The 19,990-nt window shown below is 44.5% G+C and carries 16 protein-coding genes and 1 pseudogene; 6 read left to right on the forward strand and 11 right to left on the reverse strand.

From position 1 onward, the window contains the following. Positions 1-13 precede the first annotated feature (13 nt). The gene (locus ACQQ6X_RS01705) at positions 14-787 is read left to right on the forward strand and encodes a spermidine synthase (RefSeq protein WP_305167795.1); all 774 of its coding nucleotides are present in this window, start codon (positions 14-16) and stop codon (positions 785-787) included. Here ACQQ6X_RS01705 and proS read toward each other — a convergent pair. The 4 genes and pseudogenes from proS to ACQQ6X_RS01725 all read right to left on the reverse strand — a co-directional run bounded on the left by proS (position 774) and on the right by ACQQ6X_RS01725 (position 5,902). After that, positions 774-2,220 (reverse strand): annotated as a pseudogene (gene proS / locus ACQQ6X_RS01710) (proline--tRNA ligase). The gene ACQQ6X_RS01705 and the pseudogene proS sit on opposite strands and share 14 nt — an antisense overlap. A gap of 324 nt (positions 2,221-2,544) precedes the next feature. Beyond that, positions 2,545-3,240 (reverse strand): adenylate kinase, encoded by a 696-nt coding sequence (locus ACQQ6X_RS01715; RefSeq protein ID WP_305167796.1) that lies wholly within the window; start codon positions 3,238-3,240, stop codon positions 2,545-2,547. 97 nt (positions 3,241-3,337) lie between these two features. Then, complete coding sequence (locus ACQQ6X_RS01720; RefSeq protein WP_369425874.1) at positions 3,338-4,381, reverse strand: carbohydrate kinase family protein; 1,044 nt, start codon at positions 4,379-4,381, stop codon at positions 3,338-3,340. Positions 4,382-4,612: 231 nt separating this feature from the next. After that, complete coding sequence (locus ACQQ6X_RS01725) at positions 4,613-5,902, reverse strand: glycoside hydrolase family 27 protein (protein WP_305167798.1); 1,290 nt, start codon at positions 5,900-5,902, stop codon at positions 4,613-4,615. Between the two features lie 208 nt (positions 5,903-6,110). Between ACQQ6X_RS01725 and ACQQ6X_RS01730 the strand changes: the two genes are divergently transcribed. Both ACQQ6X_RS01730 and ACQQ6X_RS01735 read left to right on the forward strand, forming a co-directional pair. Further along, positions 6,111-7,004, forward strand: coding sequence for a rhodanese-related sulfurtransferase (locus ACQQ6X_RS01730; RefSeq protein WP_305167799.1), 894 nt, complete (start codon positions 6,111-6,113; stop codon positions 7,002-7,004). Positions 7,005-7,211: 207 nt separating this feature from the next. Next, a complete protein-coding gene (locus tag ACQQ6X_RS01735; protein ID WP_305167800.1) occupies positions 7,212-8,138 on the forward strand; it encodes an AEC family transporter in 927 nt (308 codons plus the stop codon). A gap of 73 nt (positions 8,139-8,211) precedes the next feature. Here ACQQ6X_RS01735 and ACQQ6X_RS01740 read toward each other — a convergent pair whose 3' ends face one another. The 3 genes from ACQQ6X_RS01740 to ACQQ6X_RS01750 are packed head-to-tail and all read right to left on the reverse strand — an operon-like array spanning position 8,212 to position 13,421. Next, a complete protein-coding gene (locus ACQQ6X_RS01740; RefSeq protein WP_149032995.1) occupies positions 8,212-8,436 on the reverse strand; it encodes a hypothetical protein in 225 nt (74 codons plus the stop codon). Positions 8,437-8,449: 13 nt separating this feature from the next. Then, positions 8,450-8,710 carry a DUF5132 domain-containing protein gene (locus ACQQ6X_RS01745; protein ID WP_231116862.1) on the reverse strand — a complete coding sequence of 87 codons (261 nt, stop codon included), beginning with the start codon at positions 8,708-8,710 and terminating at the stop codon, positions 8,450-8,452. Positions 8,711-8,750: 40 nt separating this feature from the next. Continuing rightward, a complete protein-coding gene (locus tag ACQQ6X_RS01750) occupies positions 8,751-13,421 on the reverse strand; it encodes an HAD-IC family P-type ATPase (protein ID WP_430493522.1) in 4,671 nt (1,556 codons plus the stop codon). A 157-nt stretch (positions 13,422-13,578) separates the two neighbouring features. Between ACQQ6X_RS01750 and ACQQ6X_RS01755 the strand changes: the two genes are divergently transcribed. The 3 genes from ACQQ6X_RS01755 to ppk1 all read left to right on the forward strand — a co-directional run bounded on the left by ACQQ6X_RS01755 (position 13,579) and on the right by ppk1 (position 16,601). Further along, a complete protein-coding gene (locus ACQQ6X_RS01755; RefSeq protein WP_305167801.1) occupies positions 13,579-13,794 on the forward strand; it encodes a hypothetical protein in 216 nt (71 codons plus the stop codon). 89 nt (positions 13,795-13,883) lie between these two features. Then, positions 13,884-14,279, forward strand: coding sequence for a hypothetical protein (locus ACQQ6X_RS01760; RefSeq protein ID WP_305167802.1), 396 nt, complete (start codon positions 13,884-13,886; stop codon positions 14,277-14,279). Positions 14,280-14,435: 156 nt separating this feature from the next. Continuing rightward, complete coding sequence (ppk1, locus tag ACQQ6X_RS01765) at positions 14,436-16,601, forward strand: polyphosphate kinase 1 (protein WP_305167828.1); 2,166 nt, start codon at positions 14,436-14,438, stop codon at positions 16,599-16,601. On the opposite strand, the gene ytfJ is transcribed toward ppk1, so the two are convergent. From ytfJ to ACQQ6X_RS01785, 4 genes are all read right to left on the reverse strand, one after another. Next, positions 16,595-17,035, reverse strand: a complete 441-nt coding sequence (gene ytfJ / locus ACQQ6X_RS01770; protein WP_430493523.1) for a GerW family sporulation protein — start codon at positions 17,033-17,035, stop codon at positions 16,595-16,597. The two genes, ppk1 and ytfJ, sit on opposite strands and share 7 nt — an antisense overlap. Before the next feature lie 39 nt (positions 17,036-17,074). After that, positions 17,075-17,854: an ABC transporter ATP-binding protein gene (locus ACQQ6X_RS01775; protein WP_305167804.1), complete on the reverse strand. Its 780-nt coding sequence runs from the start codon at positions 17,852-17,854 to the stop codon at positions 17,075-17,077. 247 nt (positions 17,855-18,101) lie between these two features. Beyond that, complete coding sequence (locus tag ACQQ6X_RS01780; RefSeq protein ID WP_305167805.1) at positions 18,102-19,127, reverse strand: cupin domain-containing protein; 1,026 nt, start codon at positions 19,125-19,127, stop codon at positions 18,102-18,104. Positions 19,128-19,220: 93 nt separating this feature from the next. Beyond that, on the reverse strand, positions 19,221-19,928 hold the full coding sequence (locus ACQQ6X_RS01785; protein ID WP_149032989.1) for a YetF domain-containing protein: 708 nt from the start codon (positions 19,926-19,928) through the stop codon (positions 19,221-19,223). Positions 19,929-19,990: the final 62 nt, after the last annotated feature.

Genomic DNA, 19,990 nt, shown 5'->3' on the forward strand with positions numbered 1-19,990 from the left:
GGTGAAGTCTGACTTGAAGGAGCTTAATCACTTGGATGTCTTACATAAAAAGTTGAGCAATAACCATGAAATCACGGTGTATGAAACTACCGAGCTGTATGGTGAAAAAGGGGTATTTCGGATCATGCAATTTTCAAATGCAGCTATCCAAGGTGCGATGGATTTGAATCATCCGCAACGTATTCTGTTCGAATATCCCAGAGCAATCATCCATCTCATGGAGCTGAACGATCCGTCATTTGAAGACGTGTTTGTTATCGGGCATGGTATAGGTACAATTGCGAGTCATTTTGCAGATAAACGCTTTAAGATTGCCGAGCTGGATGCACAAGTAGTAGAATTCAGCCGAACATTCTTTGGATACGAACAGGACAATGTAGTTATTGGCGATGGACGCTGCATTCTGGAGAAGGAGGGCTCGGATGCTTATGACTATATTATTTTGGACGCCTTCACGGAACAGGGGACGCCTTTGCATTTAGTATCCCTGGAATTTTTCAAGATAGCTAAAGAAAAGCTGGATTCCGAAGGATCGCTGATTATGAATTTAATGGGCAAAAGTGAACACGATCATCTGATCCATGCCATTCACACAACGTTGCGTGAAGAATTCACCTATGTCACAGCGTTCTCCCTACCCTCGGAAGGCATTGCGGACATCCAAAATATCATTATGATAGGTCGAGATAAGCCTATTCGTTTTCAGACACGTCAGATGGCTGACTTCCACCAGATTACACTTGAAGAAGGTCATATTCTGCGCGATGCAGACGCTAGTGTTGGATGAGACTCATTAATCGTCTCTCTATATCATGGATATGAATCAACTCTTTGTGACTGCTTCTTCGCTCTACGAGCTCTACTTTACCATGTTGTGCATCTTTACCCACGACGATCCGTACGGGAATACCTACTAAATCCGAATCTTTAAATTTAACTCCTGGGCGTTCCTCACGATCATCTAGCAGTACCTCTACACCGCGATCCTGCAGTTGGCTATATAACTTCTCAGCTATGTTCATCTGAAGCCCGTCTTTCACAGAAATCGGAATGATATGAACTTGAAACGGGGTCAACGCATGCGGCCATATGATTCCGTTCTGGTCATGATTTTGCTCTACAATGGCGGATAGGATTCGGGAAACACCAATACCATAGCAGCCCATAATTATCGTTTGATCGGTTCCAGACGCATCCAGAAAAGTCGCCCCCAGCTTCTCACTGTACTTGGTGCCCAGTTTAAATACGTGTCCAATTTCAATTCCTCGATGAAATTCCAATTTTCCTTCGTCACATCGAGGAAATCTATCCCCTTCTATGACATTGCGCAAGTCAGCTACATGCCGAAGGTCCAGATCGCGCCTTGGATTCACATGCTGATAATGGAAACCCTGCTCGTTCGCGCCTGCGAGGCCGCTAGACATGTGGACAACGGCGTAATCCGCCCACACAGGGATTGTCAAGCCGTATGGACCTATGAACCCGGGTGGGGTTCCAGTCACCTTTGTGACGGTATCTGCACTTGCTATTTCGAATTTTTCACTACCTAAAATTTGTTTGACTTTTAGTTCGTTGACCTCATGATCTCCCCTGACAACTACCGCAATCGGCTGATCGTCAGCCATATAAATCAGTGTTTTGATGATTTCCTTCGGCTCTACGTGAAGCGTTTCAACCAGTTGATCTATAGTGCGCAGACCTGGAGTATACAGTTTTTCCATTTTATCTGTATTGATAGAAGGATGGCTATCATGTTCATTTTCATTGGAGACAGCAGATAGGCTTATGCTCCCCGTTGACCTTGGTTCCGCCTTTTCAAGATTGGCAGCATAATCACAGCAGGTACATGCCACAATAGTATCCTCTCCAATATCAGCCAGCGCCATAAATTCATGGGTTTCACCCTCACCACCAATAGCACCCGCATCTGCTTCGACTGCACGGAAATTCAGACTGCAGCGACTGAAAATACGTTGATAGGCCTGGAACATCGTGCTGCAACATAGGCATCAGTAGCTCGCTAGCCCCCGCACGATCCATCTCCTCTCGTACAATTTGTTCCACTTTTCTGAGCACCCGTCTGCCCAGTGGCATATAGGTGTACATTCCGGCCGCCAATTGGCGGATAAATCCTGCCCGCAGCATAAGCTGATGGCTAATCACTTCGGCTTCTGCAGGTGCTTCACGCAAGGTTGTCAGTAATAATTGGCTTTGGCGCATGTGTGGCTTCCTCCTTGTAAGAACGATATTTTGTACGCAAAAAAGACACATCCGTCAGGGACGAATGTGTCGTGGTACCACCCTTCATTTGACCGTAACCATACATGGGACGGTCCTTCTTTAGATAACGGCGTCTAGCCGGTAACGGTTTATCTTACGCACCCGCTACAGCTCGCAAGGCAGGGAAACGTTCATTCGCGTCGAGAAACCTTTCAGCCCATGGGTTTCTTCTCTGTACAGCGGGTCATTGAACCTTTGATCCTTGGTCTACACTATTCCTATATATTACAATTTTCACCACTTTACACGAAACGGAGTTTCGAGTCAAGGAGATAATCGTCTATCTGGACTCATCCAGGGACATGAACGATATTTAGATTTTAGGATAATTAAATTCCGTTTCTCACCATATTGCAAAATGAGGGGCCAGATTTTAGGTCGGATACGTCTGCGAAAACCTAGAACAAAGCGGATAAACCGAGGTGAAATGTCCCAAATACGAACGGATTCCTGCCCCACTCCTATGGGTAGTTCTTTGGAAAATAAAAAACGGTTAAGCGAACGTGTGATAACCCCTGAAATCGCCTCAATTGTGCTGACATCCATCACGATGATTGTATCGGAACGCTGAAGTCGCTCGGTAAAATAACGCTCATGATAATTCCCTTCGATAATCCATTCTTCCCTTTGCAGGACTTCACCCAGTTGTTTATGAAATTGTTCATCTGTGCTCCGCTTCCACTCCGGTCCCCAATACAAATCATCTAACGAAATATACGGCAAATGAGTCCACATCGATAGGCGTCTGGCCAAACAAGTCTTGCCGCTCCCCGGTGAACCGATTACAATAATCCGCTTAGCATGCTGCACAGCTAGAAGCTTGTCACTTGGTCCCGCACGTAAGGTCAATATGAGATGGATCAGCCGGTATAGTAACCCTACTGCCAAAGCCCCTCCCTTTAAAAGCATATAAAGAAGGAACAGCGGCAGAAAAACAATAGCGTATTTCACACTGTCCATCAGACACCCTGCTCCTTTTATAAATTCAATAACTGAAACCATCACGTCTATGAAGCTCCAAATCCACGCTGTTGTGGGTTAGTGTTCTCTTCTTTACTTATGTATTTTTCTTTTTAAAATACACGCCCTTAAAAAACACAAAATTTTGCGAATGTGTGCCATACAGCTCCTGGAATCTAGAATGAAGTTTATTTATAGAAATGGTGTCTGAGACTGTCCGGTCTGTTTGTATGGTTAAGTCGACACAACTGATTCCAAACTGGCACACTTGCTCCATAGGATAACCTTGGGTAATCCCGTAAATCATCCCGGCAATAAAGGCGTCGTCCGCGCCTGTGACATCAATGACCTGTTGAACTGGAGGAATCGGGACTTGTCCATAAGTTCCATTCTGAGAAGCAAATAATACATGCTTAGTGCCGCAGATGAAAATGACATTTTGAACCCCTAGCTTGTGAAAAATTCGGGCTGCATCCAATATATGCTGGTCATCTTTAAGCTCAAGTCCCAAATAAGCTTCCGCCTCATCTGGTTTACATACCAGCCATTCCACCCCATGCAAGTTTCGGGGAAGCTTTCTCATCTTGGAAGCTGACACCGAAGAAACGACAAGCGGAATCTGATGTTCCAGGCAGACATGCATAGTAGCTGCTATTACGCTCATGGAAAAATTAGTGTCCAGCAGAACGAGTCGAGACGAGGCGATTAAAGGAATATTTTCAAAAATGACTGAAGGACGAATCTGGTCATAAATTTCCATTTCTGCTGTCGCAACAACCATTTCACCGTGTTCATTCAGCAGAGCTGTATAGACTCCGGTTGATGATTCGTCTTGGACTTGAAGAGGAATCACCTGCATGTAACGGCTGGACTGTTCAATGATAAATTCGCCTTCAGCATCGTCTCCAACGGCGGTCAGCAGGCTGACCCGTCGGCTCAATCTCCCCAAATTTTCAGCCACATTCCGTGCTACCCCACCGCAAGATTGTAGACTAGTGCTGCTCGGGTTAGAGGTGTAAAGCTGAAATGTACCTTTAATCATGATTTTACGATCCAGATTGGCCCCTCCGATACACAGTATCTGTTCACTAGAGGGCCAAGGCTCGTCCTGTTCATTTTTGTGAATTTTTTTTAGTTTCATCATTCGACTCCTTTCTCGAGTCATTTCGCTAAAATGATTTAAATTTGTGAAGAAATAGGTACTCTATAAACCTAACATGTTTTATATGTCAAATTCCCAAGAATCATGTCGAGTCCGTTAAAATATCATAAAGTTACACATACAAAAAATCACCTTATCGTAAATATACCTACCACTTTACGATAAGGTGACTGAATCTAAACATGCAGCTTAGATCGTTCCTAGCATCTGTTACTTTATTATAAATAGAGCAGCTCCATGGGGGGGTAAATCTGTAGACAGTTCCTGCGCTAATACACCTAGATCCACCTGATTCCATAGGTCTCTGGCACTTACCTGTCCTTCCATTCCAAGATCCTTTAAGGATACACGGACGGTGGAAGCTTCATCGCCAGCATTAAATAAAGCCGCATATACGTGACCTTCCTCGTTGTGAGAAGTCCAAACGATATGTTCATCCTTTCTATAGACCTGACGTGCATTCACACCGTTGCGATGAACATCGAGCACTTCTGTGTTCGACAGCAATGAAAGTGTCCATGCATCATTATCCCGCAGTTCTCCTCCGAACATCAGTGGAGACCGGAAAATGCTCCATAAGGTCATCATCGTCAGCTGCTCATCCTTTGTAAAGCGTGTCCACCGATCATGGCTGCCGGAATCTACTGAATCTACCGAACGAATACCCAGATGACCGAGCGGCAACATGTCGCAATCCGGCCAGTGACCTGGACCCACATGCTCCACCCATTTCTCACAACGTTCAAACATACCGTGCAGTAAAGGCCATACATCCCAAAAATCATCAGTCATGCGCCACATATTAGCATTTGCCGTTAAATCAGCCGCATGCTCCAACGGTGCAGGTCCAGGCGATAGGCTCAACACCATCGGGCGCCCACATTGGTCGATGGCTCGTCTAATCAATTCAATTTCTGCCAAATGAATACCATAGAGACGTGATGCAGCAATGTCATCTACTTTGACAAAATCGACACCCCATTCCGCATACAAGTTAAACAATGAATTATAATATTCCTGTGCGCCTTCCTTGGATGCATCTACCCCATACATATCTGTGTTCCAAGGACAGATAGAGTTAGGATGTGCAATTTGTCTGGCCGTCGCTGTAGTTCCTAAAATTGGAGTATCCTGATGAACCGCCTGTCTAGCAATGCCTCTCATAATATGTATCCCAAATTTCAATCCCAAGCTATGCACATATTCTGTAAGAGCATGGAACCCACGCCCATCTGCAGCCGAAGGGAACCGATTCACCGCTGGAATCAGACGTGAAAATGAATCCATTTCTAATGGTACAAATGGTCGATACTGTGAAGATACAGCTCCCGGTTCATACCACTGAATATCCACCACGACATATTCCCATCCATACTCCTTCAGGTGCTCCGCCATGTATTGGGCATTTCCCCTTACTTCCTCTTCCTTTACCGCTGCGCCGTAGCAATCCCAGCTATTCCACCCCATAGGTGGTGTATGCGCTGTCAAATGATGTTTCATTGAATCCATCCTTTCATCTGCTAGACCTCAACCTGTCACTGCAAACCTCATCCTCACCACAACACTATTATAATGTAAACCCTTACTTTTGTCCTTGTCATCTTTTTCATTTCCACTTTTTATACATTTATGTTGACTAACTTAAAGAATGTGGTACATTTAAACATGCTGTTAAAAAACTTTGACTTGAATCAGAGGGTGATTTTACATGTGTGAACATGCTTATCGAATTTTGTTATTTTACAAATATGTCAATATTGAAGATCCTGCTACCTTTACGGCAGAGCATCTGGCTTACTGCAAGGAGTTGGGCGTCAAGGGAAGAATCTTGATTGCTGAGGAAGGAATCAATGGAACACTGTCCGGCACAGTAGAGCAAACGGAGCAGTATATCCGAGATTTGCGCGCCAATCCGAAATTCCACGATATCGTTATTAAAATAGATGAGTCTGACGGTCATGCGTTCAAGAAAATATTTGTACGCCATCGTCAGGAACTGGTTACGCTGCGTCATGAGGACGAGCTTGACCCCAATGTAATTAGCGGCAAGCGTCTGTCACCAAAAGAGTTTTATGAACAGCTTCAAGATGAAGATGTGGTTGTTTTGGACGGACGCAACGATTACGAATATGACATCGGTCATTTCCGCGGAGCTATTCGCCCCGAAGTTGAATCGTTCCGTGAATTTCCACAATGGATTCGTGATCATATGGCTGAGTTCAAGGATAAAAAAATCCTAACATACTGTACCGGAGGTATTCGTTGCGAGAAGCTGTCTGGTCTGCTGATTAAAGAAGGCTTTAACGATGTAGCTCAGTTGGATGGCGGCATCGTGACCTACAGCAAAGACCCGGAAGTACAAGGACGTTTGTTTGACGGTAAATGCTATGTGTTTGACGAGCGGATTTCGGTTCGGATCAACCATACAGATGAAGACGTTATTGTCGGTCAATGCTACCACTGTGAAACGCCAAACGATCATTATATTAACTGCCCGGTATGCAATCTTCAGCATATTGTGTGTCCTAATTGCGAAGAACAGCATCAACATTATTGCTCTGACGATTGTCTTACCAAAGCGAAAACCATGGCTTCTGCATAAATCTACAGCATACTCGGGTTCATATGAAAGGGATGTCCTTGCTCGCCGTTTAACATGGCAGTGGACATCCCTTTTATTATCCTCGGAATAAGCGACCAAAGATTTATAGTTTATACCTATAGCCTTGATTGTTTATCCGTCTTGGACGGGCTTGAAAGCAGCGTCTTATAATGAACCATGTTATTACAGAAAGGATGGATGGAATTCATGGTTCAAATCGTACTTTCAACTCTATTATCCGTTATCGTTCCGCTGTCCATTCCGGTGATTGCTGGATTTTTACTCGGCAAATTCATGAGGTTGGAAACAAAACCACTCTCGACTTTGTACTTATATTTTTTAAGTCCCGCAATGATTTTGGACACACTGCTTAAAGCCCAGCTTTCCTGGCATGACGTGGCACTGACAGCTGCTTTTTCATTACTGAATCTGCTGCTGTTGTGGGGTATTGCACAGCTAGCGGGGAAAATCTTCAGGCTGAGCGCCCCGGAAACGGCCGGACTTACTTTAGTCTCCACTCTGACCAATAGTGCAAACTATGGTTTGCCGCTTATTTTACTTGCTTTTGGACAGCTTGGCCTGGATAAAGCCTCCGTATATGTCGTCACCCAGATAATTATGGTCAATACCATAGGTGTTTACTTTGCAGCTCGCTCTGAATTTTCCGTTCAAAGTGCCGTAAAGTCTGTATTTTCTCTCCCTGCGATCTATGCAGCTCTTCTCGCACTGGGACTTCGAGCACTGGATTGGCATCTGCCCTCTGGCATTCAATCAGGCGTCTCGATGATTGCAGCCGCGTATTCACCGGTTGTGCTGGCGATTCTTGGTACCCAGATGGCTTATGTAAAAATATTCAGGCTGGAGCCATCTATTAAAAAAGCCAGCTACGTAGGACTGACAATCCGGCTTTTGCTTTCTCCGCTTGCCGCTTGTCTTGCCATGTTGATATTGGGAATTTCAGGTCTGTTATTCTCCGTTCTCTTTATTCTGGCTTCGATGCCAGTGGCTGTGAATGCAGTCATTTTAGCCGAAAAATTCAATGCATCGCCCAAATTGGTCTCCACCTGCATCTTGTGGAGTACGCTTGCCTCATTCCTGCTTTTGCCCATTCTGATTATGCTGGTAGCAGGTTAGTTAAAAAAACTCTCTACCGTGTAGGGAATCTTCAGTTTGCAGCCTGTTGTCGACTACAGGCTGCATACAATTGTCAGCGTATTCGCGGAAAACTGATCCAGCTCAGTAGATTTAGTCTTGATTTTTTTCCCTTTTCCCGGATTTGTCCCATAAATTCCCCAAGAAATCGTTCCCACTTTAAACCTATTTCTTTTTTCGCGCTATCATTCTCCAGCACACATCTCACGCTTTGGTTTAAGGCCAATTCCAAGTGTGCTAAAGCTTCGCGCAAGTGATTATCTATATTTTGCTCGCTCATCTATCCATTCTCCTCATTCTTGGGTATCGTCTAGCAAGGCAATTTCTTGGTCCAATTGCTTTTTCATTCTTTCAAATTTGGCTTCGGCAATGATATCTTCCACTTCCTCACGCGCTAATTGAAGGTATGATTTACCTCGATTGAGCAAGCTGGTTCCGCCCTGCATCCCAGCTTCAGCTATAGGACGGAATGTGGTTTTAGCAATGGGAAGCAATGCGGAGGCCGCAATGGCAAGCGCAGTACCGATAACAATTTTTTCAAAGTTAGTTTGCACGATCGTAATCCTCCTGGTAATAAAGTATTACTGCGGCTGATTAAGCCGCAGCATTGATGTGGTTTGCAGTAAAGTCTTCACTTGTCTGCTTGTTTGAAATCAAAGCCAAAATCGGTTTGGATAAAAGAGATACCGAGCCGGCTACACCAAGGATGGGAAGCCAATAGTGGAGTGGCAGACGTGCGGTATGGAAGAACCCAGTTAATGGCGGTATATATATGGCTCCTAATAGAGCCAGCCAGGAAACGCAAAGAGCCCCGATTAAAAAGCGATCTTTCGTCCAATCGCGTACCGTTTCTTCAGAGCCCTCCTGCCGCCATGAGAAGGTTTGTATTAATTGCCCCGCAACCAAAGTTGCAAAAGCAACGCTTTGAGCCACAGGCACAGGCGCACCAACTGCAAGGCTTGCAGCAAATAAGCCAAGGGAGCCTAAACCCAGCAGAACTCCTCTGGTAATCACTTTCTGATACAGGTCTTTATCGATGATATCCGTTCGTTTATGCTGTTTTGTTTTCTGACCTGGATTTACAGCGAGAACCATTGCTGGCAAAGCATCGGTCAGCAAATTCATCAGCAGAATTTGAATCGGAACCAAAGGTATCGGCAATCCGACCATTACGGCGACGCTGGTGACAATAATCTCTGCCAGATTTCCGGTTAACAGACAGCCGAGTGCTTTGCGGATGTTGCCGATGATCGTTCGGCCTTCTTTAACCCCCTCCAGAATTGTACCGAAATGGTCTTCCGTCAATACCATATCCGCCGTTTCCTTCGTTACTTCTGTTCCTGTTCTTCCCATTGCAATTCCCACATTAGCTTGCTTAATAGCAGGCGTATCATTGACGCCATCCCCAGTCATAGCAACAATTTGTCCGCTTTTTTGCAGAGCTGTTACAATACGAAGCTTGTGTTCTGGAGTGACTCTGGCAAATATGGATATTCGATCCACAATTTGGAGTAACTCTTCATCCGACAAACGGTCCAGCTCATGCCCTGTTACAACACTCTGCGCATCACTGTTAATTCCAAGTTGCTTCGCGATGGCAATGGCGGTAATCGGATGATCGCCTGTAATCATCACAGGCTTTAGCCCAAGCGCAAAAGCCTCCTGAATATTTTGCTCTACTTCAGCTTTGGGTGGGTCCATCATGCCAGTCATACCGACATAAATTAATTCGTGCTCATCATCAATGGAATCGTTGTCGATGCTCTCATCCAGAGGTCGATATGCGAAAGCGAGCACACGAAGTGCTGCTTCTGAAAACTTTTCATTTTGCTGTATAATGTGCAGCTTCTGTTCTTCAGATAAAGGCAATATTTCGCCATTCTTTTGATATCGATTGCAGTGACGGAGAATGGTTTCAACGGCTCCTTTGGAAAAGAGATAACATTCCCGCTCCGTCCGTTCATCCTTGCAAACCACACTCATTTTTGCGGTCTTGGAATCAAATGGAATTTCATATCCGCGATGCCAATGGGCCATGTCGTTAAGCCACAGTCCATTTTTGCCTGCGAGCGTCAATAGCGCGCCCTCAGTTGGGTCTCCTTTGGTTATCCATTGCCCTTCCTGCTGCTCAAGCTTGCTGTTATTGCATAACAAGCAGATTTGCAGCAAACGGGTCAAATCAGGATGGGCTGATGGAGTTTCATAACCTTTCACATTTTTGAGTTCTGCTGCTGCAGCAGCGTCGATCGCAAGCTCCTCCAATGCTCCTGTCGGTTCGTATCCATCTCCTGTTACATTCCATGCGCGATCCGCGGTAGAAAGCACTTTTACCGTCATTTCATTTTTGGTTAACGTGCCTGTCTTGTCTGTGCAAATCACCGTAGTCCTTCCTAATGTTTCTAGTGAGGAAAGTTTTCGGATCAGCGCGTTTTTCTTCGCCATGCGGAAAATGCCTGCGCTGAGAGCAATTGTGATGGTAACCGGAAGCCCTTCAGGGATGGCCGAAGCCGCCAGCGTAATCGAAGTCGAAATCATTTGTGGAAAAGGAATGCCCCGAAGCATACCAATTGCGAAGACAATTCCTCCCACAATGAGAGCGCCTTTCACAAATTTCTTACTAATTGACGTTACTTTTTCCTGTAAAGGGGTTACTTCTTTTTCCTGATCCTTCAAAAGCGACATTAAATGCCCCATCTCGGTATTCATCCCGGTTTGCACCACAATACCTGTTCCCTTGCCTCCGCACACATCGGTTCCCATAAAGAGCATGTTCGTTCTTTCGGCTAAAGCACAATCTTCGAAGAGAGAGGCTTCATCCTTTTCAACGGGAACTGACTCCCCTGTCAGGGTTGACTCATTGACTCGCATGTTCCACGAGTTGATCAACCGGATATCGGCTGGAACGCGGTCCCCTGCTTCCAGGGAAACGATATCGCCTGGCACCAATTCCACAGCGTTAAGCTCTACATACTGGCCTTGTCTGAGGACTTTACATACTGGGGGTTGAAATTGATTCAGCTTGTCCACAACCTTTTCCGCTTTACGTTCCTGAATCGTGCCAATTGCGGCATTCGCAAGCAGGATTGTCCCCATTGCAAGTCCATCAAATAATCCACCTGTAAGAAAGGCAAGTGCACTTGTGCCGAGAAGGATTAGCGTTGTGAACTCCTTAAATTGACCCAAATATGCAATGAGCCAGGGAGTAGGTTGTTTACTCTCAAGCTGATTTGAACCATATTGGCTTCGTGTAGAAAGAACCTGATCTGAGGTTAATCCACTTTGCAGGTTTGTTCGAAACTTCGTGATGATCTGTTCGTTCGGTAGTTGATGCCAGGCCAAACCTTCGGAAGTGACCGCAGCCTCGTCTTTATAGGTTACTTCGGATGAAGTCGGAAAGGCTTCGCTCCTGTTTTTGGTTCTGGATATAAACACGAGCGACAAAGCATCTCCGATCAAACTGACCACCGGAGCACTGATCATGCCTAATGTTGCAAATGCAGATCCTACTACATTCCACTTTTTGGCGATCGAAGCATGCTCATTTATAATTTGCTCTGTTTTCTCGGCGTACATGGCACTTTCCTCAATATGTTGCAGCTCATCAATGGAAATCGTCTGGACCCCGGCTTCTTTATAAAACTCATTAAGCGGATTTTGTTCGAGACCTGTGACAAATAAAGTCTCTTCGCCCTGCTGCTTGAGCGCAGCGATCCGTTCAATCACTTCGCCATGTTCAAAAGCTAACCAGCTTGTATCCATACGGTATTGGGAAAGCTCGTCAGCACTAAAATCAAGGCTGTTATGCAACACTCCAAGCCTCCAGCCTTTTTCACTTAATGAAAAGGCCATAGAACCGTATGCGTTGACCTTTGCTTGCCGATGTCTGGCAATTAACCCAAGGCATTCGCCTTTTCCATTCCCTTGGCTTCCAACCAAAAGGACGTCGTATTCATTTCTTCCCAGCCTCTTGCATTTAAGCTCATAAGAGCTGCAATCTATGCCGTGTTCTTCCATATATTTATAGCTACCCAGGATAACCTGTCTATCATTGACTTTTCCTTTTATACCCTCAGGCTCTTCTTCCACATGAAAGGCAGTACGGATCGTTCGGTGAGTTAGCTGCGCCTTGCTGAACACCTCTTCTTTCCATGGATATGCTGTTTTTTCCATTAATGAAGCTGCCAAACATAACACTTTATCCTCATCTTGCTCCCTCCCCGCCATACATTGAATTTCTTCAATCTCTGAACGGTTAAACAGGAGCGACGAATCCTCGAATAAGATCGTTTTTGTTCGAGCGAGTTGGGATAACGAACCTTTTTCCGGAACTACGTATTTTCTTTCTTCCGAAACGAGCTCGGCCTGTTTCCAGGCATATTGGGCTGGTACGGTCATCACACGCGGATTTGCAGCCAGAAGCACGGCGATTGCACGAAGCGGATTCCGGGTAACGGCCCAAGTCAGTCCAGCTGCAATGCAGCCTAATCTCCCCGCCTTATGGCTATACGCTTGAATTTCCGGTGACATGGAAGTTTCTTGCTGTCCATTGAACACAGACTGGCTTCGTTTCCAGTTCACATATTGCAAAAGGCTGAGTCCGGCAAGCGCTACAAAATTTTCGCGCAAAAGCGCAAGAGCGAGAGCGCTTGTACCTAAAACGAGATCTGAGTTTATTTTTTTCTTATCCGAATAGGTTTGAATCCCTCGTTTGAGAAAAGGGTAGCCGGTTACGATAGATACAAGTGCCGATAAATAGAACGGCGCTGGGCTTCTTGCCAGGGCCGAACGTCCGAAAAATACCTGCTTGATTCCCAGTGCAGCTAAACCGGTCATGGAAATAGCTAAGGCTATCGGAATTTTTTCTTTTGCCTCACTCGTGTTGCTCTTAGGTGTCGCAGGGGTAATTGGCAAATCAAAAGGATTATCTGATTCAGCCTGGGCAGCGGCAGCTTCCCTCTGTGCCTCTTTTGACCCGGTATCCTCGTTCCGCACACCTGAGAGCGTCGTTAGATTGGACGAGCAAATCCGATCTTCTATTTCGCGGAGTATATGGAAAATGTGATGCTCAGAAATCAGCTTTACATCATAAAGGAGCAACACTTTGCCAGTCGCTGCACAGGGTTCCGCTCTTACTATTCCATTGCAGGCGGACAGACTGTTGGCTAAAATCTCTGCGGCTGCTTTACTCCCCTTCAAGCCATAAACTTCAACCCGTATCCTTCCTGGAAGGACATGAAGAAACCTGTTTTTATTTCGTAGCGGCACTATGGTTAACCTCCCTTTTCCATATTCATAAATCAACTCCACTTATGATTTACAATAGCTAGCAAAATATGCATTTTGTTTTCTGAATGTAATCTGGTATAAAAATTTCACATAATGGAATTATTTTATTAACAACTTGTTTGAGGAGAGGATATTTATGGCCAAATCACCGCTTGGATTTATTTTTGCTGCTGCAGCCTTAGTACTTGCTGTCTCCCCTGAAGCACGAAAAGCTGCACGTCAAGTTGCTGTTAAAGGGGCTGGAATTATGCTTGAGCTCGCGGATCAAGTTAAAGACCGCACTAGAGAGCTACCATCCGCAGAAGCGACAATTAAGGAAGAAAACGATTCAGAACATCATTTGCTGCCGTAACAATTGGAAAATGTTCAATAATTTAAAAAACACAGAGTGGGGAATTATTAATCTGGAGTAACAAAACATCAAACAAAGGAGGGATCAGCATGCTTCAAGGTAATTCATTATGGGGTGGTCTTATCTCAGGAGGTATAAGCCAAGCGCAGGATACCATTAGCTTGACGAAAGGACAAATGGACAACAAAGAATATATGGTGCATACGTCGGGGAATTTAACCGGAGCACTCGGCGTCATGGCTGGTATTGAGTATGGGGCTATCCTTGGAACCTCGCTGCTGCCAGGAGTAGGGACAGTTCTCGGGTCCATTGTGGGCGGTTTGTTAGGGAACAATGTGGGGCATAGAGTCGGAATGCAAGCAGGCAGTGCGCTTGTTAATAGCCGTATGGTCAGTAACCTGACACAATCCGCAGCGAAAAATACAGAATCAGCACCAGCCCAGGTTATCGATGCAATGCAGCCAGTCACATCTACGAATAAGTGAATGTTTATCTAAATACTCGCTAACTTTGTTTAGCGAGTTTTCCCCATTTTAACAACGAGAGGAGCCTAATAATCATGCACAAAAACGATGAGAATATTCCCGACACGATCACGATTCGCCTTGGTGCCACCTGGCAATTGTTTCAAAAACTACGGTATTTATTATTTAGAAAAAAAGCATAAGCAGGAGGCATGCTCCTTGAATTATATTAACCGTGAAATAAGCTGGCTTCAATTTAACAGACGTGTTCTTGAGGAAGCACAGGACGAAAGTACTCCTCTGCTGGAGCGAACAAAGTTCTTATCGATTGTTTCCACCAATCTCGATGAGTTTGTCAGTGTTAGGGTCGCAGGACTTATGGATAAAATTAGAGCGGGTAATACAGAGATCGATTTCACTGGTTTTACCCCGCAACAGTTACAAGATAAAGTAATCATCATGATTGAGCAATTAGTAGCCGATCAGCATGCCACCTACGCACGTATTATACAGTTGTTAAATGAAGAGGGTCTTATTTTTACTGCTTATGGCGAGCTAACTCCTGCGCAGAGGAGAGAAATGGAAACCTATTATCTTGAAAAAGTATTTCCCGTGCTCACTCCTCTGGCTATCGATAAAAGCCGCCCCTTTCCTCTGATTCGTTCGAAAAGCGTTTATTTGGCCGTTGCCCTGAAGTCGCCTTCCGATGCAGCAGGCAAGGAAGCTTATATTGCTCTGGTTGAAATTCCGTCCAATTTGCCTAGGTATATTGAGGTTCCGTCTCGTTTGGATCAAGAGCGTCGGCAGTTTATTTTGCTTGAGGATTTGATTAAGCAGCATATTCACACTTTGTTTACAACGTATACACCTCTTACTTTCCATACGTTCCGTTTAACTCGCAATGCTGACCTTGATTTAAACGAGGAAGAAGCCGAGGATATTCTTGATGAAGTGGAAAAGGTATTGCGTGCAAGGAAATGGGGTACTCCGGTCCGTTTGGAAATAGAAATTGGATTTGATCCATTTGCACTGGAATTACTGGAAAAAGAACTGGAGCTCGAAAGCCAGTTCTTAATTACGAATGAAGGGCCCATTGACTTAAGCTACTTCATGTCATTCGCCAATTCGATCGAGGGCTATGAGCATCTCAAGTATTCGAAATTTGACCCTCTTTATCCGTGGGAATTCATAAAGACGGACGATATTTTTTCAGTGCTGCGAGGAAAAGATGTTCTCTTATTTCACCCGTATGAATCGTTTGACACGGTTAACGATTTTGTCCAGCATGCTGCTGCCGATCCATCCGTTATGGCTATCAAAATGACCTTGTATCGCGTAAACGGTAATTCACAGATTATCCGATCTTTGAATCGAGCGGCCGAAGCAGGAAAGCAGGTCACCGTTGTCGTCGAATTGAAAGCACGGTTTGATGAAGCCAAAAATATTGAATGGGCAAAGGAACTGGAAAAATCAGGCTGCCATGTCGTCTACGGTCTGTCCGGACTGAAAATTCATGCTAAAATGATATTGGTTGTACGTAAGGAAGCAGATTCTCTTAGACGATACATTCATGTGGCGACCGGAAATTACAATGAAGCATCGGCGCAAGTATTTACAGATATCGGGCTTTTCTCTTCCCATCCGGAGATCGGCGAAGATGTCTCCAATTTATTCAACAAAATCACTGGATTTTCCGCCCCAAATCAGTGGCATTACCTCAGCGTAGCCCCAGTCCATCTGAAGCAGCGCTTATTGGGCTATATTCAACGCGAAGTGGAAAATGCCCTAAGGGGAAGACCTGCAAGGATTATAGCCAAAATGAACTCGCTATCGAACAAACAATTGGTCGACGAGCTATACGCTGCATCCCAGGCAGGCGTCCGAATTGATCTGATCGTTCGCGGCATCTGCTGTTTGCGTCCAGGAATTCCCGGACTGAGCGACAATATTACCGTTCGCAGCATTGTCGGCCGATTTTTGGAGCATTCCCGAATTTTTTATTTTGAAAATGCAGGGATACCCCAAGTGTGGCTCTCCAGTGCAGACTGGATGACCAGAAATATGGACAAGCGGATTGAATTGATGTGTCCGGTACTAAATGAAGAACATCAATCTTTCGTCATTCAATATTTATTGCTGCTGCTAAGTGATAATATTAAAGCTCGACAGTTGCTTTCCAATGGACAATATGTCATGGCGCATAATGAGCAGCCCCCCTGCCATAGCCAGTCAGAGGCCAAAAATCTTATAGTAAGGAAAAACAATTCCTTTCCTGTACAAAACGACGGCATCATCCCGTTGGTAGCCTTAGTAAACACAAATGGGTCAGACTTGATTCAATGACCATTATCATCTTCTGTATGATATCGCTTAATAAGGTTGTCCAATTGATCCAATAGGTGTGGCGCTATATCTATAATCCTGTCGTATACCGTAGAGGAGTTATTCAAGTAGATCGTTTGGACGCCTATTTTTCCAATAATGATAATGGCTAGAGGGGTTACGGACGCACCTCCGCCCATACCTCCTCCAAACGACGGCATCACCTTTACGGTTTCCTGATTGTGATTATCCAGATCTCTTCCACCTGCCGCAAAGCCATAGCTTACTTTACAGACCGGTATGACCATAGTGCCGTCGGACACGACAACTGGTTCTCCAATGGTCGTATTGACACTCACCATATCCTTTAGATTATCCTTCACCGTTTGAAAAAAAGATTGTAATGGATGCTCTGACACTCCATTCACCTCTCTACAATGTTTCTCTTCTGTCATTGTAGTCAGGATTGGAAAAGAATAAACCGCATTGACTCTCTATACCATAGAAAGCCATGCACGATCCTGTCTCCATTCTACTTGCACCGGTGTTTCAAAAAAGCCACTAAGTGTTTCACTGCTCAGAATGTCTGCTGTTTTACCTTTAGCAAAAACAGTCCCGCGGCGAATCAAAATGGTATGCGTGTACATCGGTAAAATTTCTTCAATATGATGTGTAACATACAATAAATTTGGCGAACCCGGCGACTCGGAAAGCTGTTGAATACTGGTTAATAAGGATTCCCGGGAAAAAAAGTCCAGACCATTACATGCCTCGTCCAAAATCAGCAGCTTGGGCGAGGCTATTAACGCGCGGGCAATGAGCACTTTTTGCTTTTCTCCCTGTGAGCATCCCTGATACAACCGATTCACAAGATGAGCACAGCCTAGTTGGGTCATAAGCTGAATGGCCTGTTCATAATCTGAATCCGTCGTCTGATCGTAAAGTCCAATGGATGCAAATTTACCGCTAATGACAACATCCTGCGTACGCTGGCTCCCATTAATTCTTTCCTGTAATGAGGAACTGACCCAACCAATCGATTTGCGCAGCTCCCTCAGATCAACATCCCCAAAGGAATGACCTAATACACTAACACTACCTGTGGTTGGCCATATGTAACCATTAATCATATTGAGCATTGTTGTTTTGCCTGAACCATTCAAGCCAAGCACAGCCCAGTGCTCACCCTCAGCTACCTGCCAATTAATTTGATCCAGTATGGTGCGATTATCTCTCTTCCAGCTTACATTGTTAAGTTCAATGACAGAATTCATGGCTGTACATCCCCTCTATTCATCGTATCATCAGATGTTTATAAGCATAATAAACCATCATTTTTCCCACGTTAATCTTCACTTTTGTATAAGAATAGCACAGGGTTGCAGGTTGTTCAATTTTAAATTCACTAAATTGCTTTATTGCTATCTTCAAAAAAATCAGAATCAAATTCAATAGCCCGCATATGCCACCTAGGAATAAGGTAATCTATGCGGGCTTACTAGAGACTTTATGAATTAAGATTTAAGATTTTGGAGCAATAAAGACCGATTTATGAGGCAGTTTATCCGCTATTTCTCTAGGAAGGTTCAGATTCGTTGCCAATACATCCACAGGGTTGCCAGCCATCCATTCACTCAAATCAATGGCCTCGTAATGACCACTGTTAAAACCAATCAAAATACGGCATACGTCCGGTCCGGTATTTTTAATATAATGTCCTGCTCCCATAGGTACATACCCTACGTCTCCGGCTTCAAACTGCTCTGTCACTGCATTTCCTTCAGCCAGGAACACAGTCATTTCGGCTTTGCCGTCCAAATAATATTGCCATTCATCCGCATTGGGATGCCAATGCATTTCTCGCAATCCGCCGGGTTCCAGCTCAATCACAGATCCTGCCATCGTCGAAGAAATAGGAAAATCTTCTACTGTAACGGTCCGCTGAGTTCCTCCACCCGGTGCCAATCTAGGCTGTTTGGCCATTAAGGGATAGCGGTGTTTAGTAATCAGATCGGAAGAAGTGCGGGGATAGGCATCATGAGATCTCGTAGAAGGGACAAGTCCTTTGGCAAAATAGGCTTCCTTCTTTGGCAAAAGAGCCAGCTCGTCGGCTGCGAGTCCGAGATTCTGCATGACAACATCCGCGGGAGTCTGAGCGATAAAATCAGTAATGCTGAACGTATGGTCCTCCGAAAAATCACCATTATCGAAAATCAGGATAAAATGACATTCTCCAGGTCCAAGACCTTGAATAGAGTGACCATAACCACGCGGAAAATACCATACATCACCGGGGTTAAAAATATCGACATAGGAAGTACCGTCTGGATGGATAACAGTTGTCCGACAGGAGCCGCTAATCACATAGGCCCATTCAGCTGCATTGGCATGCCAGTGAAGTTCGCGCATTCCACCGGGCTCTAGACGCATAGAAACCCCTGCTATTCCTTCTGATACCGGAAAATCATGGACTGAAGCCCCTCGCGTGATACCTCCTGGTCCGGTTCTGGGTTCCTTTTTCTCCAAAGCATACTTAAATGATTTCATCGCGATTCCTCCTTAAAATCATTCCATATGTCTATGTTTTCTTATCTGCCGACATCTATTATATACCTTTAATGTTAAAGAAATCAAATTCGTTCATTCTTTATCAATAGGAGATTCGATTTGATCCTTATATTCATCAAAATATACATTCCCATCAGTACTGATTACTGCATAATTGATTTCTTTAAGAGAGAGTCCCTTCTTTTTTATTTGTGATTGCAGCCATTCTGTTGTGAGGTTATTCTGTTGTAAATTCGCTTCAATGATATCCCCGTCCATGATCAGTTCAATGGGAAAAGCCTGCTCAGACTGACTTTTCAAATGCAAATCCTTTTTGATTACAGGCATACAATCCGGCTTTGGTAAGACAGAAATACTTCCATTCAGCTCAAGTACGGCATACTGAACATCTTGAATATTAAAAAAATTTTTCCCCCTCAGTTCCTGGTTCAATGTATCTAGCGTAACCTTAAGTTTTCTCATATTGCCCTCCATAATTTTTCCTTCCTGAATTAACACGGTTGGTTTTCCCGAGAACCAACTTCGCAGCTTCTGGTTTTTCATAGCTAAAACCATCAGCAAGTAGGCTATTCCAGTAAATGTAAGCATGGAGGTTAGTAAAATTCTTATACTTATAGTGTTATTAAAGGCAAGATTTGCAGTAATGGACCCTAACGTAATGACAGCCACAAAATCATGGTAGGTCATTTGCGCAATCGTCGGTTTTCCCAAAAGACGCGCTAGAAACATCATTAGTGCAAATGCGGATATTGACCTTAACATCGTTTCCCATAATTCCATATACCAAGACCTCATTTCAGATTATTTTCAACTAGTTTTTCCAATTTCATTTTTTTGATTAC

The organism is Paenibacillus ottowii, from assembly GCF_050516475.1.
GTDB lineage: Bacteria > Bacillota > Bacilli > Paenibacillales > Paenibacillaceae > Paenibacillus > Paenibacillus ottowii.

What these genes read in the sequence shown, in the direction of transcription:
- ACQQ6X_RS01780 (WP_305167805.1), bottom strand. Translation starts at nt 19,127, where the DNA reads ATGAAATCATTTAAGTATGCTTTGGAGAAAAAGGAACCCAGAACCGGA.
- ACQQ6X_RS01735 (WP_305167800.1), top strand. Translation starts at nt 7,212, where the DNA reads ATGGTTCAAATCGTACTTTCAACTCTATTATCCGTTATCGTTCCGCTG.
- ACQQ6X_RS01740 (WP_149032995.1), bottom strand. Translation starts at nt 8,436, where the DNA reads ATGAGCGAGCAAAATATAGATAATCACTTGCGCGAAGCTTTAGCACAC.
- ACQQ6X_RS01775 (WP_305167804.1), bottom strand. Translation starts at nt 17,854, where the DNA reads ATGAATTCTGTCATTGAACTTAACAATGTAAGCTGGAAGAGAGATAAT.
- ytfJ (WP_430493523.1), bottom strand. Translation starts at nt 17,035, where the DNA reads ATGACAGAAGAGAAACATTGTAGAGAGGTGAATGGAGTGTCAGAGCAT.
- ACQQ6X_RS01715 (WP_305167796.1), bottom strand. Translation starts at nt 3,240, where the DNA reads ATGGACAGTGTGAAATACGCTATTGTTTTTCTGCCGCTGTTCCTTCTT.
- ACQQ6X_RS01730 (WP_305167799.1), top strand. Translation starts at nt 6,111, where the DNA reads ATGTGTGAACATGCTTATCGAATTTTGTTATTTTACAAATATGTCAAT.
- ACQQ6X_RS01760 (WP_305167802.1), top strand. Translation starts at nt 13,884, where the DNA reads ATGCTTCAAGGTAATTCATTATGGGGTGGTCTTATCTCAGGAGGTATA.
- ACQQ6X_RS01725 (WP_305167798.1), bottom strand. Translation starts at nt 5,902, where the DNA reads ATGAAACATCATTTGACAGCGCATACACCACCTATGGGGTGGAATAGC.
- ACQQ6X_RS01755 (WP_305167801.1), top strand. Translation starts at nt 13,579, where the DNA reads ATGGCCAAATCACCGCTTGGATTTATTTTTGCTGCTGCAGCCTTAGTA.
- ACQQ6X_RS01785 (WP_149032989.1), bottom strand. Translation starts at nt 19,928, where the DNA reads ATGGAATTATGGGAAACGATGTTAAGGTCAATATCCGCATTTGCACTA.
- ACQQ6X_RS01720 (WP_369425874.1), bottom strand. Translation starts at nt 4,381, where the DNA reads ATGAAACTAAAAAAAATTCACAAAAATGAACAGGACGAGCCTTGGCCC.